Genomic DNA, 25,446 nt, shown 5'->3' with positions numbered 1-25,446 from the left:
GTTATTCTTTTTCGATCGCTAATAATTCTACTTCAAAAATTAGGGCTGAGTATGGCTTGATTGTTTGACCACCACCACGAATTCCGTAAGCCAATTCTTGAGGAATGTATAATTTGAATTTTGAGCCAACAGGCATTAATTGAAGTGCTTCTACCCAACCCGGAATTACACCTGAAACAGGGAAAGAAACCGGCTCGCCACGTTGCACGGAAGAATCAAAAATTTCTCCGTTGATCAACGTCCCATGGTAATGTGTTTTTACTTTATCTGCGGCTGTTGGCTTCGGACCATCACCCATCTTAATCACTTTATATTGCAAACCAGAAGCGGTAGTAATCACAGAATCTTTCAATTTGTTCGCCGCTAAGAATTTTTCGCCTTCGATGCGATTCGGCTCGTATTGCTTGGCTTGCTCTGCCGCTTGAGCTTGTTGGTTTTTCATCATGAAATTATTCATCACACTTTGACATTCTTGCTCGCTGATTAATAGTTTCCCACCTGATGTCACAGAGGCGAACCCTTTAGCCACCATATCAGGATTTAATGTCACTTTTTGTGATTTGAAATTTTGAGCAACTAATACACCTACAGCATAGGAAACCGAGTCGATTGCCGAATTAAACTGCTTAACCGGAACTTTTGTTACGGAAACGGTCAATTTCGGTTTCGTTTTCGGTTTTGTTTGGGCAAAAGAAGAAAAAGTTAGTAATGAAGCGGCTGTTAGGTAGGCCAAAGGTTTTAAAAAGTTCATATAGATCTGATTTGATTCAAAAACAAAGTCTCGAAGATACACGAAAATTGCGGCTCGCTCAACAAAATTAACGGCATTTAACAAGCGGAAATTATCTGCAGAAAAAACAATCTAAAAAAAGTCTTATGAATACGCTCTTTTTTTGCCAAAGTTATGGGAATATTGAAATTTACTGCCTAATTTTGCATCCGAAATTTTGTAGTTAAAAAACATAAAAATTTAGTATGGCATCAGTAAGACCAGATGAGGTTTCAGCAATTTTAAGAGAGCAGTTATCTCAAGCGAAAACTCAAGCAGAATTAGAAGAAATAGGCACCGTACTCCAAGTGGGTGATGGTGTGGCTCGTATTTATGGCCTTTCCAATGTACAAGCAGGTGAATTGATCGTTTTTGAAAACGGTTTGAAAGCCTTAGCCTTGAACTTAGAGGAGGACAATGTAGGAGCTGTACTTTTGGGCGATTCTAGCCAAATCAAAGAAGGCGATACGGTAAAACGTACGAACTTAATTGCCTCTGTTCAAGTAGGAGATGGTATTTTAGGTCGTGTGGTAAACACGTTAGGTGAGCCGATCGACGGAAATGGTCCCATTACTGGAAAGCTATATGAAATGCCATTGGAGCGTAAAGCACCGGGTGTAATTTTCCGTCAGCCAGTTACTGAGCCTTTACAATCAGGTATCAAAGCAATTGATGCGATGATTCCGGTAGGCCGTGGCCAACGGGAATTAGTGATCGGTGATCGTCAAACAGGAAAAACAGCTGTTTGTATTGATACGATCATCAACCAAAAAGAATTTTATGACAAAGGTGAGCCGGTATTCTGTATCTATGTAGCCATTGGTCAAAAAGCATCTACCGTTAAGCAAATCGAGCAAACGCTTCGTAAAGCTGGCGCGATGGAGTATACAGTTATTGTTTCTGCATCTGCAGGCGATCCTGCACCGATGCAATTCTACGCACCATTTACAGGTGCTGCGATCGGAGAATTCTTCCGTGATACAGGTCGTCCTGCATTAGTAGTTTATGATGATTTATCGAAGCAAGCGGTAGCTTACCGTGAAGTTTCTTTATTGTTACGTCGTCCACCAGGACGCGAGGCGTATCCAGGTGACGTTTTCTACCTACACTCCCGTTTATTGGAGCGTGCGGCGAAAATCAACAACTCGGATGAAATCGCGCGCAACATGAATGACTTGCCTGAGTCGATCAAAGGTATTGTCAAAGGTGGCGGTAGCTTAACAGCTCTTCCGATCATTGAAACACAAGCAGGTGACGTTTCGGCATACATTCCTACCAACGTAATTTCGATTACAGATGGTCAGATCTTCTTAGAAACAAACTTGTTTAATGCGGGTATTCGTCCAGCGATCAACGTAGGTATCTCGGTATCTCGTGTAGGTGGTAACGCGCAAATCAAGTCGATGAAGAAAGTAGCGGGTACATTGAAATTAGATCAAGCACAATTCCGTGAGCTAGAGGCTTTCGCGAAGTTTGGTTCTGACTTAGATGCGTCGACGAAATTAACGATCGAACGTGGTCGCCGTAACTTGGAGATGTTGAAGCAACCACAATTTGCTCCGCAACGTGTAGAAGATCAGGTGGCTATGATTTACTTAGCTACGACTGGCAACTTAGACAACGTTCCTGTGGATAAAGTGCGTGAATTCGAGAAAGATTTCATTCAAGTATTACGTGCAACAGAAAAAGCAACTTTAGACGCTTTAGGTCAAGGTAAATTTGATGATACATTGACCGCAACATTGAAGCGTGTAGGAAATGAAGTAGCAGCTAAATACGCAGTTTAATAAATTAGAATCGTATGGCTTCGTTAAAAGAAGTAAGAAATAGAATTGTTTCCGTAAACTCGACGCAACAAATCACCAAAGCCATGAAGATGGTTTCGGCGGCGAAGTTGCGCCGTGCGACAGATGCAATTACCCAAATGCGTCCCTACGCAAAAAAATTAGCCGAAATGATTGCCACTGTTTCTGCCAAAACAGAAGCGGGTCAAGATAATGCATACACCAAAGTTCGCCCGATCTCCAAGGTATTGGTGATCGTCGTAACATCTGATCGTGGATTGTGTGGTGCATTTAATGCCAATATTGGTAAGGCAACGATCGCGTTAATCCAAGAGAAATATGCTGCTTTACATGCGGCTGGCCAAGTTGAGGTGTTGACCTTAGGTAAAAAAGGTGCGGAATATTTAGGTCGTCGTGGCTATAAATTAAATACTGCACACACAGAAATTTTCTCTGGTTTGAATTTTGGTAAAGTACGTGTCGTAGGTGATGAGATTTTAGCTGACTTTGCTGCTGGTAAATATGATGTGGTTGATTTGATTTTTAACGAATTCAAAAACGTAGCTACGCAAATCATTCGTACAGAACAATTACTTCCGTTACAGGAAAATGCTGATACGGCTACTGCTTCAAGTGTAGATTATATCTTCGAACCATCTGAAGAGCAAATCATCAACGAACTTATTCCAAAGTCGGTGAAATTATCCATCTTCCGCTCCCTACTTGAGTCCAATGCTTCTGAGCATGGTGCACGTATGACGGCGATGGACAAAGCGACAGATAACGCGGGTGAATTGATCAAAGCATTGAAATTAGAATATAACCGTTCACGTCAGGCAGCGATCACGAAGGAAATCCTTGAGATTGTAGGTGGTGCTGAAGCTTTATCCGCATAATTATGAAACACGTATTTGCATTTATCTTTGTTTTAGTGGCGGCGCAAGCGATGGCGCAAGGTATCAAAATGCCTGCACCTAGTCCTGGCCAAACCATCAAACAAGACTTTTCATTATCCGCGATCGAAGTGAACTATTCACGTCCAGTGATCAAGGGTCGTACGATTTTTGGCGACATTGTTCCCTTCGGAAAATTATGGAGAGCTGGGGCGAATAACCCAACGAAGGTAACTTTTGGCGAAGATGTGAAGGTTGCCGGAAAAGAGTTAAAAGCGGGTGCTTACCAATTAATGATTATTCCTTCGGCTAAAAGCTGGGAAATCATTTTCAACAAAGGGACAAACGGCGTTTTCAATTACCATCCAGAGGAAGATGTTTTAAAGGTATCTGTACCTACAACGGCTCTTTCGTCGAGTGTTGAATCCTTTACGATTCAATTTGGTCAGGTGATTGCCAACAAATGTGAGATTCAAATCCTTTGGGAAAAAACAAGTGTATCGATTCCAGTAGAAACGGAGATTGATGCAAAAATTGCAGCCTCGATTGACAAAGCGATGAGTGTAGATACCAAACCTTATTTTGAGTCGGCATCATACTATTTCGAAACAGGACGTGACTTGAAAAAAGCATTGGAGTGGGCAACAAAAGCAGCGGATGCAAATCCATCAGCTTATTGGGTGATGCATTTAAAAGCGAAGATTCAAGCGAAGATGGGAGATAAAGTGGGCGCGAAAGCGACTGCATTAAAATCTATCGAATTAGCCAAAGCAGGAAAAAATGAAGACTATGTAAGTTTAAATCAAAAATTGATTGATGGCTTATAGTGGGAACTTAAATGAGCTAGAAAGCCTTTCTTAATCGGAAAGGCTTTTTTTAGCTTAAAATTATGAAGGAAGAAAACGGATTTAGTACCGATCAGGAGCAAGAAACGGCCGTATTAGTCGCGGTGACTACCCAAAAACAAAACCCGGTTCAAACGGCGGAGTATTTGGCGGAGTTAGCGTTCTTAGCGTCGACGTCGGGTGTATTAACCTTAGCCAGCTTTACCCAAAATTTAGCGAAGCCTGATAACCGGACATACGTGGGTAAGGGAAAGCTGGAAGAGATTATTTCGTATGTCATTGCCAAAGACGTGGACATGCTCATTTTTGATGATGATTTAAGTCCATCGCAAGTACGGAATATCGAGTATGAAATTTCGCTATTGGGCAAAGAGATGAAAGTCTTGGATCGCAGTTTATTGATTCTGAATATTTTTGCGCAGCGTGCCAAAACCGTTCAAGCGAAAACACAAGTAGAGCTAGCACAGTATCAATACATGTTGCCACGTTTGACCCGTATGTGGTCTCACCTTTCGAAGCAACGAGGCGGTGTGGGTATGCGTGGTCCGGGTGAGAAAGAATTGGAAACGGATAGACGTATTGCGAATGATCGCATTGCGTTCTTGAAGGATAAGCTGGAGAACATCGACAAACAATCGTCGACACAGCGGAAGCACCGCGACCGCATGGTTCGTGTGTCCTTAGTGGGCTACACGAACGTAGGTAAGTCGACATTGATGCAAAAATTAGCCAAAGTGGATGTTTTTGCGGAGAATAAACTATTTGCAACCGTGGATTCCACGGTGCGTAAAGTGGTTTGGGATAGCATTCCATTCTTATTAACAGATACGGTAGGATTCATTCGTAAACTCCCTACCCTACTCATTGAATCCTTTAAATCTACGTTGGACGAAGTCCGCGAGGCCGACATTTTGTTGCATGTCGTAGACATTTCACATCCAAACTTTGAGGAGCAGATTGAGGTGGTGCAAGGAATTTTGAATGAGATGGGTGCGGGTGATAAGCCAACGATCCTCGTGTTCAATAAAATTGACCTATATAACGTCGAAGATGTCTTCTTTGAGGGAGCAGCGGTAGATGAAGATGGCAATCCGGAGTTAACCAAAATGGAACGCGTGACACGTTTCTTAAAGCAATCACATTGGCAAACGAATACCCCGAAAACGGTATTTATTTCGGCGGAACAACGGTCTAATTTGGCGGAATTGCGCGGAATGGTGATGGAAATTATTAAGGAAAAACACTTTCAGATATTCCCCAACTGGCTGGACACCAATCACTTGATGGGATATAATGATGGAGTTGTGCCGGAGAGTTGAGAGGTGAGAGGTGAGAGGTGAGAAGTGAGAAGTGAGATTAAGAGGTAAGAGTAGTATTGGCGCTGTAGTTCAACGGATAGAATAGGCGTTTCCTAAACGCTAGATGCGGGTTCGATTCCCGCCGGGGCCACAGATTAGACGCTGGACGTTAGACGTTAGACTTTATAAATTTAAAACAGATTTTGAAAATACACTTACATCTAACGTCTCACGTCCAACGTCTACCCCTTTGGAACAAAAAGACTGCCTTCGCCGTTTACCTTTTGAAAACAATATTTTTTGACCTACCAATACCGTATTTTCGAGTCCACCGCTACCCTTCCAACTAACTGGAACGACGTAGCCGCACAAAGTTTATTTCTTCAAACGACATACTTGCGCGTCTTAGAAAATTCAGCGCCAACTAACATTCACTGTCAATTCATTGGCGTATATCAAGCAGATGCATTAATGGCTACAGCGATGCTGCAGCATCTCGATTTAGGAAAATTAGCAGGGTTCGGAAATCGCGATCACGGACTTTTAACCATCGCCCGAAACTTCCTCTTCAAACGCTATGCATCAAAACTTGCGATCATTGGGAATAATATGTTGACAGGCCAACACGCCATTTCGTTTAGACTGGAGGCCAACCAAGCCGAAGTGATTGCTGGCCTAAAAGACTTTGTTGACGCACTCCATCCAGCACCACATCTCACTATTTTAAAAGATTTCGAGCCGATTGACGCTACGATGTTTGACCAAGTAGCCTTTCAAAAAAGCCTTAAATTCAGCTCCCAACCCAACATGTTTATCGAGCTACGTTCCGAATGGAAGAACGAGGCCGACTACCTTAATGCACTCACCAAAAAATACCGAGACCAATACAAACGCGCTCGTAAAAAAGCATCCGGAATCGAGAAGCGACAGTTAAGCCTGGCAGAAATTGAACAATTAGAAAACGAGATTTATATACTGTACCGTCACGTCGCAGACCACGCGCCATTCAACACCTTTTTCCTAGCGAAAAATCACTTCTACTCGCTGAAAAAAGAATTGGGGGCCGACTTCCGGTTTTTTGCCTATTTTGAAAACGGCGAATTAATCGGGTTTAATACCCTCATTCACCATGATGAGATTCTAGAAACCTACTTCCTCGGCTATGACGACAAAATCCAAAAAGAAAAAATGCTCTACCTCAATATGCTATACGATATGATTGGGTGCAGTATTCATAATGGATTTAAACGCATCAACTTTGGACGAACGGCGATGGAAATCAAAAGCTCCATTGGCGCTAAACCCGAACAATTATTCGGCTGGATGCAACACAAAAATCATTGGATCAATAAAAACTTAGGATTCTTTTTCAATCTACTTGAACCTGAGGCCCAATGGACCGTACGTAATCCTTTTAAAGAGTTAGATTAAGGCTTTTTGATCACAAATTCGTCACCCACTACCCCATCCGATTGAATCCATTTTAGGTTGAACGTCCGCTTGTCCACATCCAAGATGACAGATCCGCCAATTTTATTATTGGTATACACGGACGACTTCATAGGAAAACCCGGACGCTGACCGCCCACTTTTCCTCCCGATCCATTCACGACATAAATCACCCCTTGGCCCTTTGGACCTACGACATACTGATTAGGCGAAGTAGACGTTGCCACCACGTGTGTCGCCGCATCAAACGTATCATTCACGCCCCAATGTCCACGCATCGGATAACTGCGTTCATACACATGACTATGTCCCGCAATAACTAAGTCAACCTTATATTGCTCAAAAAGTGGATTAACATGCTCACGCAAATGCTTCATATCCAACTCCGTATCCGAATCATGTGATCCTTTGGAATAAGGAGGCTTGTGAAAATACACCACCACCCAAGGCAATTTATTAGCCGCCAAATCCGCCTTCAACCATTCATATTGCATGCCTTTTCCATCCATGAGCTGCAATCCAGTCACATCGCGCATCTCGGTATCCAAGGCGACTAAATGCACAGGGCCATAATTCACAGAGTAATAGGACTCCGCATGGGAAGGCAAACCACCTGCCTCACCCTGAATGGGCATATTAAATATCTTGAAATACGGAGGAACCGTCGGATCATGCTTGCCCGCATAATCATGATTTCCCGGTGACGGATAAATAGGTAAATTTTGCAAAAATGCGGTTTGATACACATCAAATACATTTTTTTGATACTCTTCATCCTTGCCGTTATTATAAGCATTATCGCCCAACCAAATCCACGCATCCGGACGATCACCACGCGTATAAGTCTCAATTGAATTCATGACAGCCTTTTGACTAGCTGAACCATCTCCAAAATCACCCAAAGCCCAAATACGTACTTTTTTAGTTGAACCAAAAGCGGGCGCCGTTACGACATAACGATCCGCTGTAAATGATTTTGAATCAATCTGATACGCATACTTCGTAGCAGGTTTTAAATGTTGTAAGGATACCACATGATCAATTACCCGATTCGTATCTACAGCAGTAAGCACCTTGCCTGATGCACGGTAATACACCAAACTCGCAACCGGAGTATCCGTACGCCAATGCACCATAACAGACGTTGGCGTGACCGATTGCAAATAAGGCCCACGAACAATTTGCGCTTTTTGTGCCCAAGCGAATTGAGCACAAAAAAGCAAAAACAATAACCGCATATAATTAAATTTTAAACTCCTAAACTCCAACCTTCCCGATACGTACGCTTCACAAATTGATTCGCCGCATCGAAATTGGTCACGCGCATGTTCTCATTATCCCATAACAATTTGGTATTCGAACCTGGATAATGCATCCCTTTGCCCGTTGGCCTAGGGAACGGCATATCCGCCACGCGAATTGCCAAATTAGCCATTAAGATTGCTTCGGTCAACGGACCTGCTAACTCAAATGGAGAACTCATTTGCTTATTACCATAACCTGCAATTGCTCCTTCTACCCACTGCGCGTAGTGACCTTCCGCACTGCCTGGAACACGTTCCAGTTTTTGCTTAACCTTCACTTCTTCATTTCTAGAAAGAGGTAATAAACGCGGATTAGCGGCATATTCACTCGCCATCATCTTGCCTTTGGTGCCAATAAACAAGATACCTGAGTTCCCATCACCAAACATTTCATCCGGTCCTAACTCTTTAGGTCTCTCTGGTTTAATACCACCATCCATCCAATGCATGGTTACCGGACCTTTCGTCTTTTTCGTTTTCGGGAATGTCAATGTCGCATGACTTGAAGGAGGGCAGCTATCTGGGAAAACACCCCGCTGACCAAATGCCGTAAAGACACTACCTACACTTGCCTGTACATCCGAAGCATATTTCAAACCTAATACACGGAACGGAGCTTCCATTAAATGGCAACCTAAATCACCTAACGCACCCGTACCATAATCCCACCATCCGCGCCATGAGCCCGGAATCAAATTGTCTACATAATCTTTATAAGGAGCTGTACCCAACCACAAATCCCAATCCAATCCCGAAGGAACGGGAGGCTTAGCTTTAGACCACGGAATACCCTGTGGCCAGATCGGACGATTTGTCCAAATTTGAACCGTATGTACATCGCCGATAATCCCTGCATCATACCATTCGACTAATTGACGTACGCCATCACCGGAAGAACCCTGATTACCCATCTGGGTAACCACTTTATATTTGTCGGCAGCAGCTGTCAACATCCGTGCCTCATAAATATCGTGTGTCATCGGTTTTTGCACATAGACGTGCTTCCCTAATTGCATCGCTGCCATCGCCTGAACAGCGTGGTTATGATCGGGGGTAGAAACGGAAACTGCGTCGAAATTTTTCGATTCAACTTCCATCAATTTCCGCCAATCTTTGTAATATTTTGCTTTGGGATAAGCAGCTACTGAGTCTTTGGCTTGTCGGTCATCTACATCACACAAAAAGGCAATTTCTGCCTTCCCGCTCTCATAGAATTTTCTCAAATCGGACTTCCCTTTTCCACCCACACCAATTCCCGCTACGATCAGTTTGTCACTCGGAGCGAGAAAACCTTTTCCGCCCAATACATGTCTTGGAACAATAAAAAAACTGGATGCCAAGGCGCTTTTCTCCAAAAAGCTTCGTCTAGATACGCTCATATGTCAATAGTTTAATAGGTTTTTGTTGGCCTAATTTAAAGATAATTAACTAGTATTCAGTTTCTTGATGAAAAAAAAACGCTACCATTCCAGTAGCGTTTTTTATCACAAAGGTTCAAAAACTAGTAACCTGCGTTTTGCTTCAGATAACCTGTTAAGTTAGATGCACCATCAATCGCCGTTTGTGGGATTGGGAAAATGCGCTTATTCTTATTTTTATCTGTTTTCTCAGTCCAGCTGTCCTCATACTTTTCGAAACGAATTAAATCCGTACGACGTTGCATTTCCCAGTAGAACTCAAAACCACGCTCACGCAATAACAAATCTAAGTTGATGCTTGAAAGCGCAGTCGCAGGCGAATTAGCTGTACGTGATAAACGTACTTTATTTACATCTGCCAATGCAGCCGCAGCATCATTTGACTTACGTAATTTAGCCTCCGCACGCATTAAATAAACATCCGCTAAACGTACAATCATGATATCCGCTTCGCCGAAGTTACGGCCGGATGCCGACTTGTTCGAGAACTCGTATTTCAACACACGGAAACCAGAGCTGTAATCACTTCCTTCTGTTGTAAAGTCAACTTTTTCTGCATGAACTACCATAGGATTTCCTTTTCCACGGGAATTAGCAATTCTACCCACTTGCAATGATTTTCCATCCGCACACTTAACAAAAGCTCCACTACGCAAAATCAATCCGTATTGTTGGCCACGTAAAATTCCACGGTCAATTTTATACGTAGCTGGATCTACACATTGATTATCTTCCTTCTTTACATTTTGCTTGTAAAAACGAGGATCTGCAACTGCTGGATCAGTGGAACCATACGCAGAAACCCATGTCTGATAAAAAGTAGGTGTGATGGCCGGACCATCTGTACCATTTGCCGCAGGAAATGCTGGTAATGGACGCTGATCATTCGCTAATGAGAAATAAGCCAAACGGTTATGTCCATTCAATTCTGCACGCTGGTCAACCGCAAAAATCAACTCCTTATTTCCATGATTTGCATTACCGAAAATTTCCCAATAATCCGTTGACAACGCGTATTGGCCAGAGTTAATGATCTTATCAGTATACTCAACCACTTTATCCATATCCTCAGCCTTGTGCGTTGGCGTACCATATACGTCACGCCATACCGCAGCATTTAGATGCAAACGAGCTAGCAAACCCCAAGCGCCACCTTTCGTTAAGCGACCTGGACCTGCTGTTGTGGTCAATAATGGCTCAACGGCCAATAATTCACTTTTGATGTATGCGATGGCTGCCTCTCCACGAAGAATCGTCGTCACCTCACTTAAATCATCCTTTTGAAAGGCTAATCCAAATAAATCCAACATCACCATGTTGTAATAAGCACGCATACCTCTTGCCTCAGCTAAATACAATTTGGCATTGCCATCTGTATTCAATTTCAAGGAATTGATTGCTGTTACTGATCTAGAAATACCAGCTAAAACAGCATTCCACGTATTTCGTACGTTAGGATCCGTACTGGTCGTCTCGTGCTTGTGCAAAGACAAATAAATTCCATTATCACCCCAATCCGTTCCTCCACGGTATGGCAAAATCGCCTCATCCGTTGAGATTTCTTGCAATGCAAACATGGTTGTATGTTGGAAGATCGTTGGCAATAATGCATATACCGGAGCAATCATTCCATCCGCTGCTTGCTTATCAGTCAAATTCGCAGCATTGTATTCATCTAATACAATTTCATTCAAATCGGAGCAACCTACTAAGGTTGTCATCCCTACCATTAACATGGCTATATTTCTAAACTTTTTCATTTCTATGTAGCTATTCAAATTAGAATGTAAGATTTAAACCAACAATCAGCGATTTCGCCTTTGGATAACTTAGGTAGTCAATACCGTAAGATAATACCCCGTTAATTGAGTTATCCTTGTTTACTTCTGGATCATATCCATCGTACTTTGTTTTCACCCACAGGTTTTGACCTGTAACGGATAAACGTGCACTGGAGATAAATTTGCTGATTCCCAACTTGGCCGTTGGCAATTGATAACCCAAGGTCATGTTGTTTAAACGTAAGAATGCGCCATCTTTCAAAAAGCGCGTAGATACCGGCGCAGCGTTGTTGATAGACTCTTTCGCATCTGCATAAGCTGCTGGCGTTACGTTCGTATTTTTTGAGATTCTCAACTTGTAAAAAGATGCATTGGCAGTATTATCGTAGATTTTATTGCCAGATACCCCGTTAAATTGCATCGAAAAGTCAAATCCTTTGTAAGAAGCATTTCCGAAGAAATTGTACATAGTCGTAGGCAACGCTGTTCCTGCCGCAATCCGATCCTTATCAGTCACAATTCCGTCACCGTCTTGATCTTTGTACTTACTAATTCCTTTGTCATCAAAACCAATGAATTCACGTAAGAAGAATGTACCGATTGGCTGACCGTTGATATATCCGTTGATAGTCGCTGAAGTCAAACCTGAACCTGAAGCAGATCCTGAAGGAATAACGGTGTATGGAGAACCTGTCACTTCATTATTAATCAACGTTAAGTTACCACCCACATTGAATTTAATGCCTGATTTAGTTTCGAATTTATAATCCAAATCCAATTCCACACCGCTGTTGACAATTTCCATATTCGCCACATTCGTCCAAACTGAACTTGCTGGCTGAACTGGATCTGCTGGAATAACCTCCAAAAGCATGTTGGTAGATATCTTTCTAAACGCATCAACTGATCCAGATAGCGCGCCATTTAAGAAAGCAAAATCTAAACCTAAGTTCATCTGCGTTGAAACCTCCCACTGAATATCCGGATTCGCTAAACGCGAATAGGTAATACCTGCCGGGAATGAAGCAGATTCATCCAATGGATAAGAGGTGGTTCCGCCCACCGTGGCCGTAAATAACGGCTGTGTAATTTTTGGTGGAATTTCTTGGTTACCTGTTTGTCCCCAACCTCCACGTAATTTCAAATTGCTAATCGAAGAATTTTTCAAGAAAGGTTCTTCAGAAATACGCCATCCTAAGGAGAATGAAGGGAAAATACCGTATTTATTGTTGGAACCAAATTTGGACGAACCATCAGCACGCACCGTGGCAGTTGCCAAATATTTATCTTGATAATCGTAATTCAAACGTGTATAAAATGATTGCAATTCATTAATGAATGCATTACCCGCTGGTCTGTTCGTGGCAAGCGTTAACTCTTGTCCGATGCCTGGATTGTAAATTGGCTCCGTAGGAACAATTGGAAAACGATTAATGCTAAACGTACGCCACTGGTATTCAATTTTTTGAAATGAATGGCCAACTAAAGCAGCAAAACTATGATCGCCTAAATCTAGGTTATATGTCAAATAGTTTTCAATCAACTGATTCATGTTGCTCGTGTTATAGGTATCTAAGCGACCGTCAATTTTTGGAACGTTACTAGCTAAGGTCTGTACATCACGTACGGAGGTCGAATTATCGTAACCGAAGTTCATGCGATAGACTAAACCTTTAGTCAATTTCACAGAAGGTGAAATATTTGCGATAAAACGATTCGTGGTATTCACATCCTTGAACAATTGTAACGTTGTTAATGGATTGGATTGACTGATAAACGTTGCAGGAGTTTTACCATCCTGTGCATACGTAGGCAACGTAGGGTTATTTGAAATGGCTGTTCCCAATAAGCTCTCGATAGCAGGACGCTCATTAACCGTATTGGAGAATGAAATATTCGCATCTAAGTTCAAACGATCATCCCAGAATTTTTGATTCACATTCATGCGGCCTGTTAAACGGTCCAACTGATTGTTTTTCAAAATACCTTGTTGCATTTGTGCACCAAAAGCAGCGTAGTAGGTTAATTTATTAGCACCACCACCTAAACTTAAATTATAGTTTTTGGTCATCGCTTGGCGCGTAATTTCTTTTTGCCAATCCGTCTCTGAGCCAAAATCTTCTAGCGTACCGCTATTTGCCACTACTTGCTTTTTGAATTCACTCGCAGATAGGACAGGTAAAGGACGTGTGATGGAGCTAACGCCAACTGTTGACGAGAACTCTATTTTAGACGTTCCTGCTTTTCCTTTTTTTGTCGTCACCAAAATAACCCCATTAGCACCGCGAGAGCCATAAATAGCTGTTGCCGAAGCATCTTTCAATACGTCGATGGTCTCAATATCTTGTGGGTTAATGAAGTTTAATGGATTTCCACCACCTGTAGATGAGTTATCTAACGCTAATCCGTCGATGACAAACAAAGGCGTAGATCCTGTACGAATTCCACCAGGTCCACGAATCGTGATTCCTTGTGATCCACCAGGCTCACCTGTTGCTGAAGTTACATTGACACCCGCTACTTTACCTTGCAATAATTGCTCTGGCGAGTTGATGATACCTTTATTGAATGCCGCGCTTCCAACAGACTTCACAGAACCTGTCACGTCGGTTTTCTTTTGCGTACCATAACCGATCACGACTACTTGCTCTAAGTCAGATGCATTTGCCGACAAAGACACGTTGATGGTTGATTGCTTCCCTACAGTAACTGTTTTGGTGGCATAGCCAACAAATTTAAATTCCAGTACGGTATTTTCAGAAGAAATGGCAATTGAATACTGGCCATTCGCATCAGCCGTAGTTCCTTTGGTCGAACCTTTGATGGAAACGGATCCTCCAGCTAGGGGTTCTTGCGTAGTGGCATCGGTCAATTTACCGGTAATTTTAGATCCTTGTCCGTAAACCACATTGGTTTGCAAACAGAGTAACAGAATTGCGCTAGTTAATAGAAAAACCGCATGACGGCTTTGTGTCATTAACTTGTGCGCACAAGTGCGTACGAGTAGTCTCATAAATGGGTTGATTAATTTGGTTAAAGGGCAAATTTATATTGGTATAATGGTCACTAGATTACATTCATGTTAAGCTAATGTTATCTAATTAATTCTCCGAATTTTACTATTTTATTTTAGGTAACCAAAATTTAACTAGAAAAAATAGCCAACGGAATCATAATCTTGACAAGTGGGTAACGTATCAAACGACTAATTTTCCTTCAGTTGCTTCACGAATATCAGCTATCGTAACTCCCGGAGCGCATTCAATTAATTTAAATCCCCCTTCAGGTATTATGTATCAAATTTAGGATAAGGCGTGTGGGGGTTTTACATGGGTGAAGGGGGTGCAGGCTAGTAAACATACCGAAAATAAGCTGGATAAGTTAATTAGATCAAGTTATTGATAATTAACCCACTAGGCTATATATGAATAGGACGGCTGCCAACAAGTTTCTAAACTTACAAAATAACCGAATTAATTATTCGCTTTTAAATACGAATTTTATATATTTCGTCTAAATAAACGAAATATATGATAGCGATACTAACAGGAGATATGATTGCGTCCAGAAAACAATTCGATACGAATCTTTGGCTTTTGCCACTTAAAGCATGGTTGGCCCTTCATTTCGGAGAACAAGGAATCGCCTGGGATATTTATCGGGGAGATAGCTTCCAACTAAAGCTTAGTCGGCCAGCTGAAGCATTAAAGACCGCCATCCAAATAAAATCCATGCTTAAACAGACCAAAGGTATAGATGTGCGCATTGCCATTGGCATCGGAAATGAGAACTATACGAGCCAAAAGATTATGGAGTCACAAGGTTCCGCCTTTATTCGTTCGGGGGAATTAGTGGACAAGTTAAAGAAGAGAAAACAGTCCATGGCGATAAGCACAGGGAATGAAAACCTAGATGATGAAGTAAACTTAATCATTCGGTTGCTCCTCCTAACGCTTGATCATTGGTCCCCGGCTGAGGCTAGCTTAGCTAGCCTCATATTCGCTAAAACACAACCGATACACGTATATGCACAAACATTGGGCATATCAATTTCGACAACGAGTGAGCGAAAAAAACGTGCTCACTTACAAGAAATAATCGACGTTGAACAATTTATACGGTCGAAAATAGAAAGCTATGAACAAGGAATGGGTTGAGATTATTTTGGGCATGTTGTTCGTAAGCTATCCAAGTGCCTTGCTTGTCCGCAAACTCATGTGGAGATGGTCACAAGAAATCAAACAACATGCAAATGAATCCCTACACCAAGCCGGTACTTACATCGGCATTTTAGAACGGTTATTTGTCTATGTGTTTATTATCAAAGGACATTGGGAAGTCGTCGGATTTTTATTGACTGCTAAATCAATATTTAGATTTGGTGATTTATCGAATGCAAAAGACCGAAAACTAACCGAATACATATTAATTGGAACGATGCTAAGTTTCGGCTTGGCTACATTTGCTGGCCTGCTCATCACAAACTAACCGTCGTATAACACTCCACATTCGGGTGCAACCACAAGAATGAAGCTGGACAATCCGTCGTGATTTGCTTCGTCATAATCTGATTGAATGCCGCTTCCTTACCGTTTCCTGTCACCAAGAAAATAATCTTTTTCGATTGTAAGATTTCCTCCATGCCCACACATAAACCAAATGCCGGTTCAGCACCCTGCGATAACGCTGGATCATGCTGGATCGTTGATTCTGCCAAAGTAGCTTTATGAAATTTGGCATTCAAAAATGCCGCTGGCTCATTAAATGCGATATGCCCATTTTTACCTAAACCCAAAATACAAATATCAAACGGACCTTCCTGCGCAATAACTCCTTGCATCCGTAGGCATTCTGAATCCGTATCCGCCATATTTGTATCAAATCCGAAATACCTCGTTTCAGGTATGGCCAAAGGTCCCAATAAATGCTTATGTAAATAAGATTCGCACGAATCTGGATGCTCCGAAGGAATGATTCCCCACTCATCCATTTTCATGACACGCATCTGTGTAAAATCCGCCGCATGTTTCGCCATTTCCGCATACATGCCTGTGGGCGATCCACCGGTGGCAGCACAAAAAAACAAAGATGGATTTGCGCGCACAGAACTCAAAATACTCGCGCTGGCCAATTGGCTCAATTCCGCATAATCATTCGCAGTCGTAACTTTCATGTCAATTTTGTCTCAATTATAAGTTTATATCTTTTTTACACGCTAAAATTCGCTAATTTCGAATTACCAACCTAGTTCTAAAATATACATTAATGATTTTACCCTCCCCAGCCACATGGACTCATGTAGTCTATGTAGGTCTTTTCTGGCTATTCGCCATTTATCCTCCCCTATTAGCTCAAAATTGGACCATCCAAACAGGAACCAATATTACTCAATATCAATTTACCAATTCCAGCGGAACGCAATTAGCCTCCATTCGTCCATCTGCAGGTAGACATTTGGAAATTGGCTATCAAAAAATACTCCTAGACACCTCCAAACTACTCTTAAAAACCAATGGGGCTGCTGTCTATTTTGCTAATCACAGTACGCAAGCCAAATTGCTTAGTATGCTTCGATTAGGAATAAATGTTTCCTCTGACCAATTCAATGCCCTAGGAAACGCTGGAATAAGTCAATTTGCTTATCAAACAGAATTTATTGGGATCGGTTTGCAAGGGGGTGTTCAACTACCCATTAGCAAAAAAATGGCATTCGAGGCGATGGGTAAAGGGAATGTACATTCCTTAATTCATGGGAATCAAGTAATCAACACCCAAAATTTAGACCTAACGAAGGATGCCCAATTCAATGGCTTACAGGTATTAGTAGGCTACTTGGTTCAATTTAACTATCGGATCAATTCATTCGTGGGACTTCACCTAGGTTATCAATCCATGCAAAGTATGGGGGTAAGCGCCGTAAATAACACCCAATTGGCCTTCAAACCCCAATCCGTGTTTGTTGGCATCCGCCTTTTCCCTAACTAAATCTACCTAAGCCATGAAAAATATAATATGTACGTTCATTTTGCTATTTCTTGGATGGAACAGCTGGGCGCAAAATACGGGCATCAACTACCAAGCGGTCATCTTGAATCCGAATCCCGTTGAAATTCCGGGAACATTTATTCAAAATCAAGCATTGGCACAAGCTAAAATCACCATCCGATTTACGATCAAGTCGGGAAATACAACCGAATTTGAAGAGGTCCATCAGACAACAACCGATGATTTTGGTTTAGTCAATTTAACGATTGGCACTGGTGAGGCACAGGCAAGCAATGCCAAATACCGACAATGGGATGCGATCATTTGGGATGCCCAAATTAAATCGTTGGTCGTTGCCGTTAAATTTGAGAATGCGGCCAACTTCCTCGAAATGAGTAATCAGGCTTTCAACTATTCGCCATATGCGCTATATGCGGCATCTGTTGCGTATGCCAATGTGCAAAATGCACCCAAAAAATTGTCTCACTTTGAGAATGATCCGGGTTACTTAATTAAACAAGATTTAAAACCTTTGGAAGAAAAGATTACGGCCAATGAAACACAAACCTCGAGTCAATTTGCCTTGATGGAAACGCAAAGACTAAGTTTGGAGAAACGGATCAACACGCAAGATTCACGTCTGGAAATTCAAGAAAATGGATTGATTGCTACAAATAAAAACAATGCGACCATTCAAAATCAAGTGAATCAAAATTACACATCGTTGACGAATCAGCTGAATGACCAACGGGCACAAACGGCCAATCAGTTTAATAGTTTGGGCGGGTCTTATGAATCGCTGAGCAACAAATCCACGGCCACAGACTTAGGAAATGGCAGTCCGAGTCATCAGACCTATCCGAGCCAACAAGCCGTTAAGACCTATGTAGATCAGGCCATTAGCCAAGTGGTTGTTTCCGGTGCACCCGATGCGACAACCCTAGCTCCCGGAAAGGTGCAGCTTACCGGAGATCTCGCCGGCACCGCGACAAATCCTACCGTGCCAGGACTTTCACAAAAAGAAATTTTAAGTAATAAAACGGTTGACATTACCGCAGATGGCACTTCAGACACTAAATACCCATCGGCGAAAGCGGTAAAAATCTATGTGGATCAAGCCACATTGGGCACAGCTTTAGCGGCCGATTTAAATGCGAAGGCCGATAAAAATTCACCCATTTTCACAGGCTCACCACAATTACCCACGACAACGATTGCAGTCACGCAAGGAAATGGCACGAACTCAACCCAAGTTGCTACAACGGCATTTGTGCAGAATTCAATTGCTTCGCTCTCGGTGAATGATGCGTCTATAAGTGCCAAAGGCATCATCCAATTAGGGGGTGATTTAGGAGGATCTGCGGCGGCACCGACCGTAACTGGATTGGCAGGTAAAGAAATTTCGAGTAATAAGTCCAATGACATCAATGCTGACGCACTTTCCACGACCAAGTACCCTTCTGTCAAAATGATCAAAGATTACGTCGATGGTCAAATTAGCAGTGGCGGGGTGTCTGATGCCAGTACAAGTATCAAAGGAATTATCCAATTAGCGGGAGATTTGAGCGGCACATCTGCCTCACCTTCCGTCGCAAGTAATGCGATCACAACCGCTAAAATCTTGAATGGCGCCGTAACCGATGCCAAGATTGATCAAGTCAGTGGCTCGAAAATCACGGGTAACATTCCTGGCCATGCAGTCAATGTCACAGGAACTGTCAGCCCTTCAAATGGCGGAAGTGGGACATCAGGAACATTGACTGGCTTTTTATATGGCAATGGAACTTCGGCATATACTGCGTCAACCAGTATACCTGTGGCACAAATAACAGGTGCGGAAACCATTTCAAATAAATCAACGGCGACGGATTTAGGAAATTCTACTCCGAGTGATACTTATTATGCGAGTCAAAAAGCAGTTAAAACTTATGTGGATTTAGCGGTTAGTGGCTCCGTAGGTGGGGCGACTTTGACGGCCTTGGATTTAAAAGAAAATACGGCCAACAAATCAGATGCTGCTTTGGGGACGAGTACGACCTTATTCCCAACTCAAAATGCGGTAAAGACGTATGTGGATGCGAAATTTGGGGTAGCAAATTATATTACCTTTAGTAATTTACCCTTAATGGCAAACGGTACGGTTTTAGGTAATTTCAGTGGATCTACGGCAAGCCCATCCGCCTTAAACACATCGGGAAGCGGCAATTTAGTTCGAGCTTCCAATCCAACGATTACCAGTCCTGTCTTAAATGGAACGATGTCGGGATCAACGATTATTGGCGTAGCCAATGGAGGATTAGGAACAAACACCATGAGTTCCGGTTATGTCAAAGCAGGCAATCCATTCTTTTCCATCAGTGCGATACCTGTGAGCGACGTGACTGGCGCGGTGCAAAAGGTGAATGGCATCACGCCAGATGGTAGTGGAAATGTGGCTATTCTATATGGAAGAACGTATACTGGAATCTATAATGGAGGCGTTTTTACAGCCGTAGGCTCCCCTACAAACAGTGACATTTACATCGTTTCGGCGGATCCGACAGCAAGCAATAATGGTCGTACTTTTATTTACGACGGTGCAATCTGGAATGAAATAAGTACAGATCAAGCGGCGCTGGATGCGCGCTACGTTCGGCTTTCTGGCGGAAACATGGGAGGTAATTTAAGTTTTGGAATAGGCAAAAAAGTGATTTTACAAGATGCCCCGTCATCAGATACGGATGCTGTTAATAAGGCTTATGTGGATAATACTGTTAGTACAGGTGGTACACCGGATGCTTCATCTACCGTTGCGGGTAAAATTAAATTATTAGGTGATATCACAGGAACGGCAACAAGTCCCAGCATCGCAGCGAATGCCATTAGTACGTTAAAAATTGCAGACGGAGCTGTGACAGATGCTAAAATATCAGGTATTTTATCCGCAGCCAAAGGAGGAACAGGAGTCGATAACTCAGGAAAAACAGTGACGCTGGGAGGGAATTTGGTAGTGAATGGAGCATTTGCCACCAACTTAACTGTCTCGGCAGCCACGTCCTTGAATTTACCTATTTCTGGAACCTTGAGTACCTTAGCTGGATCAGAAGATTTAAGCAATAAATCCATTAATGGGGTACGACCAGGTAGCTTAGGAACTGGCTTTAATTTAGTCGGTGGGACAATTTCAAAAACACTGACTGTAGCCAATGATGCATCCATCATCGGTTCAAACACAGGTGACCAAACCATCTCATTAAGTGGTGATGTGACCGGTTCCGGCACAGGTGCGATTTCCGCAACGTTAGCGAATAGCGGCGTCGTGGCTGGAGACTTTGGCAGCGCCCTCGCTATTCCAGTGATTTCAGTGGATGCCAAGGGACGTATCACATCCATTGCGACCCAAGCCGTTTCCGCTACAAATCCTGCAGGTACGGCACTGACAGAAGGTAAAGTATGGATTGGAAATGGATCGAACACGGCGGTAGCACAGGCTATTTCAGGAGATGTTATTTTGTCAAACTCTGGCGTTATTTCTGTGGGAACTGGCAAAATCACGAATGGCATGTTGGCAGGCTCCATCGACCTCAGCTCGAAAGTAACTAACGTTTTACCTGTTGCTAACGGGGGAACGGGACTCAATACGTTATTAAGTCAAGGTATATTAGTCGGCAATGGAACGAGTAGTATCAATTCACTTTCGGGCACGACGGCTGGAGATTTAGTTAGTTATTCGGGAACTGCGTGGGTAGCTGCTCAGCCAACGGCCGCGGATGCTACACATCCTGGAATTATGACGACCGGAGCACAAACGCTTGCGGGGGCCAAAACCTTTGCGAGTGTCATTACGAGTGGAAACATGTTGGTTGGTGGCAATCTAGAACTTACAGGCTCTCAAACAAATAGTGCATTAACCGCATCCAAAGTAATCTTTACGGATGCCTCGAAAGCATTAACATCCACAGGAACTGTCGGTGTGGGCCAAGGAGGAACGGGAGCTTCTACACTAACAAGCGCTGCCTTACTCGTGGGAGCTGGAACATCTGCTGTCACAGCTATTAGTCCAGGTACGGACGGGCAAATTTTAGTCTCGCGTTCGGGAGTCTGGGGGGCGGAAAATGCATCACCGGCGGTAACGCTTGGAAATGTAAATGGCATTTCGACGGCTAAAGCACTAACAATAACCGCAGGTGGCGAAATAAGTCTTAGTCCAGCAGATGGCACAAATCCTGGAATTATGACGACCGGAGCACAAACGCTTGCGGGGGCCAAAACCTTTGCGAGTGTCATAACGAGTGGAAACATGTCGGTTGGTGGCAATCTAGAACTTACAGGCTCTCAAACAAATAGTGCATTAACCGCATCCAAAGTAATCTTTACGGATGCCTCCAAAGCATTAACATCCACAGGAACTGTCGGTGTGGGCCAAGGAGGAACGGGAGCTACCACCCTAATGAGTGGGGCACTGCTCGTTGGCAATGGAACTGCCGCAATCACCAGCCTGGCTCCAAGCACATCTGGTTATATTCTTAAAGTGGTAGGATCTACCTGGACGGTTTCGGCGCCAGAAACAGAGGTGAATGATCAATTCACAGCGACTGCAGGCTTACTTACATTTACCTTGACGCAAACTCCAGCAGCTAATTCTAAGGTACAAATGTTTATTAATGGGGTACGCACCGACAAAACCGCGTATACATTAGCGACTAATGTCATTACCTATATCCCTGCAAATAATAGCAGTTTCACTTTGGTTGCTGGCGACCGTATCCAATTCGATTATGCCTATTAAAATACTCATTTTATTGATTTTTGGGTCCCAAATGATATTTGGCCAGGCAGTTACCCTAGAAGGAAAAATCACAAATTCACGAAGTGAATTTGTCAACAAAGCAGGTAAGCGCTTTACGCTTGATGGCGTGTTACCTTCTGGGAAAATAGATGCGCTACCTCCCTGCACGAATCTGCGAGTTGTCCATGTGGCAGGAACGGGAAGAGTCGCACCAGTAGACAAAACGATCACCTATAAACTCGCCTATTCGAGTATTACGGGTACAAATAAATGTTGGCTTCTTCAAAATCTTGGCTCCTCAAATCAACCAGTTAGTGCTACGGACAATTCTGAAAATGCGGCTGGCTGGTATTGGCAATTTGGCAGTAAACAAGGGTATCGATTTACAACGACACGTACACCTACGTCAACATCAACCGTATGGGCTGGTCGACTGGTATCAAATGAGGATTGGCCTGCTTCTCAAGATCCCTGCACCATCGAATTGGGTACCGGCTGGCGTTTGCCAACTTATCAAGAATGGAGAACAATCTCCATCAATTATAACTATGAAGCCCAAGTATTTGCTTCTGATATCAAATTACATAATGCGGGTTGGCTTCAACAAACAAACGGCTCCCTTCAAGAACGAGGATTAACCACACATTACTGGAGTAAAGACAGCGATACCGATGTAAACGCTAGAGGCTTTGTCATCCCAACAGCAGGTGGTGTATCTACTACGTCAACGAATAATAAAGACGCCGGATTTAGCATTCGCTGTATTCGCGACTAATATCATTTTTTCTATTGCGCGAAAAGTTTAATTTAGCAAAATGAAATTAAACCATACACTCATTTTTGCTGGTCTCTGGCTACTCATGGCCTGTTCCAAAAAAGAAGAAAGCATTTCACCTACGACAGGCAGCATCACCGAATCTATATACGCGTCAGGCACGATTAAATCAGCCGATCAATACCAAGCTTTTGTTTCTGTGAGTGGCATCATCGAAGAAATTTATGTGCAAGAAGGCCAAGCAGTTGAGGTAGGCACACCCTTATTGCGCGTGTCAAATGAGACGCAAAAGTTCAATTTAGATAACGCTAAATTGGCCGCCAACTACAATGATCAGGCCAATAACCAAGGAAAACTAGTTGAAGCAGAAGCCATCGTTCAAACCTCGAAAGCAAAACTGAAATTAGATTCCAGTTTATTTACGCGCCAAAAAGCCCTCTGGGCACAGCAAGTTGGCACCCGCATCGCCTACGAACAAGCTGAATTAAACTACCAAAGTTCGAAGGCTAATTTTGTTTCGGCCCAACAGCGCTTGACTGATTTGCGCCGACAAATCAATTTTAGTTCAGCACAGACAAAGAAAAACGTACAGATTTCAGCGAGACAATCCGAAGATTTTATATTAAAAAGTCAAGTGAAAGGGACCGTTTTCAACTTACTAAAAGAGAAAGGAGAACTCGTAAGCCCACAAACACCAATTGCCGTTTTAGGAAATACACAGAACTACATACTTGAACTGCAAGTAGATGAGAATGACATCTTCCATGTACAATTAGGTCAAAAAGTTGCGCTCACCTTTGACGCCTATAAAAACCAAGTTTTTGAAGCAAAAGTGACTAAAATTGCTTCCATCATGAACGAGCGCAATAAAACTTTTCTCGTAGAAGCGAGCTTCACAAAAGCACCTGAAAAACTGTATCCAAATGTCACGTTTGAAGCGAACATCATACTCCGAACGAAACAGAACGCCCTAATTCTACCGCGCAACTACTTGAAAAATGATTCCCTAGTTACCCTAGCAGATGGGACCATACGTACTGTTAAACTGGGAATAACCGATTTCCAAAAAGCAGAAATTCTAAGCGGACTAAGTTCCAAAGACCAAGTAATTAAGCCCCAGTAATGAACTTAAAATTAATTGTTCAAGTATCGATTTCATTACTGCTCGCCCGCTGGAAACAAACACTGATCGCCGCGGTAGGTGTGACGTTCTCCATTGCGATGTTTGTCACGTTGCTTGGATTCATGAATGGTTTGAATGATTTACTGGACGGTTTAATCATGAACCGAACCGCGCACATTCGGCTATACCATGACATCAATGTATCCAAAAACCAGCCAATCGACTTAATGATGCCCCATACGGCCAACTTTGTTAATTCAATAAAGCCTAAAAACCAACGGCTCGAATTGTACAATAGCGCGCAAATTATGCATGCCATCAAGCAAGATGAGCGCGTTTTAGGCGTTGCCCCAAAAATTAATGCACAAGTATTTTACAACGTGGGGACCATTGACCTAACCGGAGTCATCAATGGCATCGATCCCGATGAAGAAAATCGGCTATTCATGTTCAGTGATTATGTCACTCGTGGCAACTACTTGGACCTAAAAAACATACCCAATAGCATCATTTTGGGCAAAGGCGTAGCAGATAAAATGGCCGCGAACATCGGCGACGTCGTTCAAGTAACAACCAGTAAAGGCGAACGCTTGCAACTCAAGGTCGTCGGCTACTTCCAATCAGGCCTACAAGATTTAGACAAAGTGCAAAGCTATTGTTCGATTAGCACCACACAAAAACTATTGGGTGTTTCAAACAATTATATCACCGACGTACAAGTAAAGTTAAAGGACATCTTGCAAGCACCAGCCATGGCGAAAGAGTATCAACGCTATTACGAGACAGACGCCATTGATATCCAACAAGCAAACTCACAATTTGAAACGGGAAGTTCAGTCCGTAGTATTATCTCCTATGCAGTGGGCGTCACCTTATTGATCGTCGCGGGATTTGGTATTTACAATATCCTGAACATGATGATTTATGAAAAAATGGATTCAATTGCCATCATGAAGGCCATTGGTTTTTCAGGAAAAGATGTGAACCTTATCTTCATCTTCATTGCGTTAAGTATTGGTATTTTTGGCGGAATCTTAGGTTTATTGGTGGGCTTTGGGATGTCCAATATCATCGATAACATCCCATTTAACACAGAATCCTTACCCACCATCAAAACTTATCCCATTAATTATAATCCAGCATTTTATATCATTGGGGGTATATTTTCCATTGTCACCACCTATTTTGCCGGCTATTTCCCCTCGCGTAAAGCCAGTAAGATCGACCCTGTCATCATCATTCGCGGAAAATAAG

Annotated in this window: 18 protein-coding genes and 1 tRNA gene; 13 read left to right on the top strand and 6 right to left on the bottom strand. The window is 42.8% G+C overall.

What is annotated here, in order from left to right; translation table 11 throughout:
• Position 1: 1 nt before the first annotated feature.
• A complete protein-coding gene (locus U0R10_RS01915) occupies positions 2-751 on the bottom strand; it encodes an FKBP-type peptidyl-prolyl cis-trans isomerase (protein ID WP_377981992.1) in 750 nt (249 codons plus the stop codon).
• 224 nt (positions 752-975) lie between these two features.
• On the opposite strand from U0R10_RS01915, the gene atpA reads away from it, so the two are divergent.
• The 6 genes from atpA to U0R10_RS01885 all read left to right on the top strand — a co-directional run bounded on the left by atpA (position 976) and on the right by U0R10_RS01885 (position 7,020).
• Positions 976-2,556 (top strand): F0F1 ATP synthase subunit alpha, encoded by a 1,581-nt coding sequence (gene atpA / locus U0R10_RS01910; protein ID WP_377981991.1) that lies wholly within the window; start codon positions 976-978, stop codon positions 2,554-2,556.
• A gap of 14 nt (positions 2,557-2,570) precedes the next feature.
• Positions 2,571-3,449 carry an ATP synthase F1 subunit gamma gene (atpG, locus tag U0R10_RS01905; RefSeq protein ID WP_377981990.1) on the top strand — a complete coding sequence of 293 codons (879 nt, stop codon included), beginning with the start codon at positions 2,571-2,573 and terminating at the stop codon, positions 3,447-3,449.
• Between the two features lie 2 nt (positions 3,450-3,451).
• A complete protein-coding gene (locus U0R10_RS01900) occupies positions 3,452-4,273 on the top strand; it encodes a DUF2911 domain-containing protein (protein ID WP_377981989.1) in 822 nt (273 codons plus the stop codon).
• Between the two features lie 62 nt (positions 4,274-4,335).
• The gene (gene hflX / locus U0R10_RS01895) at positions 4,336-5,610 is read left to right on the top strand and encodes a GTPase HflX (RefSeq protein ID WP_377981988.1); all 1,275 of its coding nucleotides are present in this window, start codon (positions 4,336-4,338) and stop codon (positions 5,608-5,610) included.
• 58 nt (positions 5,611-5,668) lie between these two features.
• A tRNA-Arg gene (locus U0R10_RS01890) sits at positions 5,669-5,740 on the top strand.
• 149 nt (positions 5,741-5,889) lie between these two features.
• Complete coding sequence (locus U0R10_RS01885; protein WP_377981987.1) at positions 5,890-7,020, top strand: GNAT family N-acetyltransferase; 1,131 nt, start codon at positions 5,890-5,892, stop codon at positions 7,018-7,020.
• Here the strand turns inward: U0R10_RS01885 and U0R10_RS01880 are convergent.
• The 4 genes from U0R10_RS01880 to U0R10_RS01865 all read right to left on the bottom strand — a co-directional run bounded on the left by U0R10_RS01880 (position 7,017) and on the right by U0R10_RS01865 (position 14,554).
• On the bottom strand, positions 7,017-8,276 hold the full coding sequence (locus U0R10_RS01880) for a purple acid phosphatase family protein (protein WP_377981986.1): 1,260 nt from the start codon (positions 8,274-8,276) through the stop codon (positions 7,017-7,019). The two genes, U0R10_RS01885 and U0R10_RS01880, sit on opposite strands and share 4 nt — an antisense overlap.
• A gap of 11 nt (positions 8,277-8,287) precedes the next feature.
• The gene (locus U0R10_RS01875) at positions 8,288-9,721 is read right to left on the bottom strand and encodes a Gfo/Idh/MocA family protein (RefSeq protein WP_377981985.1); all 1,434 of its coding nucleotides are present in this window, start codon (positions 9,719-9,721) and stop codon (positions 8,288-8,290) included.
• A gap of 122 nt (positions 9,722-9,843) precedes the next feature.
• The gene (locus tag U0R10_RS01870; protein ID WP_377981984.1) at positions 9,844-11,520 is read right to left on the bottom strand and encodes a RagB/SusD family nutrient uptake outer membrane protein; all 1,677 of its coding nucleotides are present in this window, start codon (positions 11,518-11,520) and stop codon (positions 9,844-9,846) included.
• A 19-nt stretch (positions 11,521-11,539) separates the two neighbouring features.
• The gene (locus U0R10_RS01865) at positions 11,540-14,554 is read right to left on the bottom strand and encodes a SusC/RagA family TonB-linked outer membrane protein (RefSeq protein WP_377981983.1); all 3,015 of its coding nucleotides are present in this window, start codon (positions 14,552-14,554) and stop codon (positions 11,540-11,542) included.
• Between the two features lie 517 nt (positions 14,555-15,071).
• Between U0R10_RS01865 and U0R10_RS01860 the strand changes: the two genes are divergently transcribed.
• Positions 15,072-15,698, top strand: coding sequence for a transcriptional regulator (locus tag U0R10_RS01860; protein WP_377981982.1), 627 nt, complete (start codon positions 15,072-15,074; stop codon positions 15,696-15,698).
• Positions 15,679-16,029 carry a hypothetical protein gene (locus tag U0R10_RS01855; RefSeq protein WP_377981981.1) on the top strand — a complete coding sequence of 117 codons (351 nt, stop codon included), beginning with the start codon at positions 15,679-15,681 and terminating at the stop codon, positions 16,027-16,029. The genes U0R10_RS01860 and U0R10_RS01855 overlap by 20 nt, the downstream gene beginning before the upstream one ends.
• Here the strand turns inward: U0R10_RS01855 and U0R10_RS01850 are convergent.
• Complete coding sequence (locus tag U0R10_RS01850) at positions 16,019-16,714, bottom strand: 6-phosphogluconolactonase (RefSeq protein ID WP_377981980.1); 696 nt, start codon at positions 16,712-16,714, stop codon at positions 16,019-16,021. The genes U0R10_RS01855 and U0R10_RS01850 overlap by 11 nt on opposite strands.
• A 92-nt stretch (positions 16,715-16,806) precedes the next feature.
• Here U0R10_RS01850 and U0R10_RS01845 point away from each other — a divergent pair, with 92 nt between their 5' ends.
• The 5 genes from U0R10_RS01845 to U0R10_RS01825 are packed head-to-tail and all read left to right on the top strand — an operon-like array spanning position 16,807 to position 25,445.
• Positions 16,807-17,526 carry a hypothetical protein gene (locus tag U0R10_RS01845; RefSeq protein WP_377981979.1) on the top strand — a complete coding sequence of 240 codons (720 nt, stop codon included), beginning with the start codon at positions 16,807-16,809 and terminating at the stop codon, positions 17,524-17,526.
• 13 nt (positions 17,527-17,539) lie between these two features.
• The gene (locus U0R10_RS01840) at positions 17,540-22,294 is read left to right on the top strand and encodes a beta strand repeat-containing protein (RefSeq protein ID WP_377981978.1); all 4,755 of its coding nucleotides are present in this window, start codon (positions 17,540-17,542) and stop codon (positions 22,292-22,294) included.
• A complete protein-coding gene (locus U0R10_RS01835; RefSeq protein ID WP_377981977.1) occupies positions 22,284-23,069 on the top strand; it encodes a fibrobacter succinogenes major paralogous domain-containing protein in 786 nt (261 codons plus the stop codon). The genes U0R10_RS01840 and U0R10_RS01835 overlap by 11 nt, the downstream gene beginning before the upstream one ends.
• Before the next feature lie 40 nt (positions 23,070-23,109).
• Positions 23,110-24,192 (top strand): efflux RND transporter periplasmic adaptor subunit, encoded by a 1,083-nt coding sequence (locus U0R10_RS01830; protein ID WP_377981976.1) that lies wholly within the window; start codon positions 23,110-23,112, stop codon positions 24,190-24,192.
• The gene (locus U0R10_RS01825) at positions 24,192-25,445 is read left to right on the top strand and encodes an ABC transporter permease (RefSeq protein ID WP_377981975.1); all 1,254 of its coding nucleotides are present in this window, start codon (positions 24,192-24,194) and stop codon (positions 25,443-25,445) included. Before U0R10_RS01830 ends, U0R10_RS01825 begins: the two co-directional genes overlap by 1 nt.
• Position 25,446: the final 1 nt, after the last annotated feature.

Origin of the sequence: Aquirufa avitistagni, assembly GCF_042715545.1 — a bacterium.
Lineage (GTDB): Bacteria > Bacteroidota > Bacteroidia > Cytophagales > Spirosomataceae > Aquirufa > Aquirufa avitistagni.
This window is presented reverse-complemented; position numbering and strand designations above follow the sequence as displayed.

Coding starts and splice junctions, on each gene's coding strand:
- U0R10_RS01870 (WP_377981984.1), bottom strand. CDS start 11,520: ATGAAAAAGTTTAGAAATATAGCCATGTTAATGGTAGGGATGACAACC.
- atpA (WP_377981991.1), top strand. CDS start 976: ATGGCATCAGTAAGACCAGATGAGGTTTCAGCAATTTTAAGAGAGCAG.
- U0R10_RS01855 (WP_377981981.1), top strand. CDS start 15,679: ATGAACAAGGAATGGGTTGAGATTATTTTGGGCATGTTGTTCGTAAGC.
- U0R10_RS01880 (WP_377981986.1), bottom strand. CDS start 8,276: ATGCGGTTATTGTTTTTGCTTTTTTGTGCTCAATTCGCTTGGGCACAA.
- U0R10_RS01900 (WP_377981989.1), top strand. CDS start 3,452: ATGAAACACGTATTTGCATTTATCTTTGTTTTAGTGGCGGCGCAAGCG.
- U0R10_RS01915 (WP_377981992.1), bottom strand. CDS start 751: ATGAACTTTTTAAAACCTTTGGCCTACCTAACAGCCGCTTCATTACTA.
- U0R10_RS01840 (WP_377981978.1), top strand. CDS start 17,540: ATGAAAAATATAATATGTACGTTCATTTTGCTATTTCTTGGATGGAAC.
- U0R10_RS01850 (WP_377981980.1), bottom strand. CDS start 16,714: ATGAAAGTTACGACTGCGAATGATTATGCGGAATTGAGCCAATTGGCC.
- U0R10_RS01825 (WP_377981975.1), top strand. CDS start 24,192: ATGAACTTAAAATTAATTGTTCAAGTATCGATTTCATTACTGCTCGCC.
- U0R10_RS01860 (WP_377981982.1), top strand. CDS start 15,072: ATGATAGCGATACTAACAGGAGATATGATTGCGTCCAGAAAACAATTC.
- hflX (WP_377981988.1), top strand. CDS start 4,336: ATGAAGGAAGAAAACGGATTTAGTACCGATCAGGAGCAAGAAACGGCC.
- U0R10_RS01830 (WP_377981976.1), top strand. CDS start 23,110: ATGAAATTAAACCATACACTCATTTTTGCTGGTCTCTGGCTACTCATG.
- U0R10_RS01835 (WP_377981977.1), top strand. CDS start 22,284: ATGCCTATTAAAATACTCATTTTATTGATTTTTGGGTCCCAAATGATA.
- U0R10_RS01845 (WP_377981979.1), top strand. CDS start 16,807: ATGATTTTACCCTCCCCAGCCACATGGACTCATGTAGTCTATGTAGGT.
- U0R10_RS01865 (WP_377981983.1), bottom strand. CDS start 14,554: ATGAGACTACTCGTACGCACTTGTGCGCACAAGTTAATGACACAAAGC.
- atpG (WP_377981990.1), top strand. CDS start 2,571: ATGGCTTCGTTAAAAGAAGTAAGAAATAGAATTGTTTCCGTAAACTCG.
- U0R10_RS01875 (WP_377981985.1), bottom strand. CDS start 9,721: ATGAGCGTATCTAGACGAAGCTTTTTGGAGAAAAGCGCCTTGGCATCC.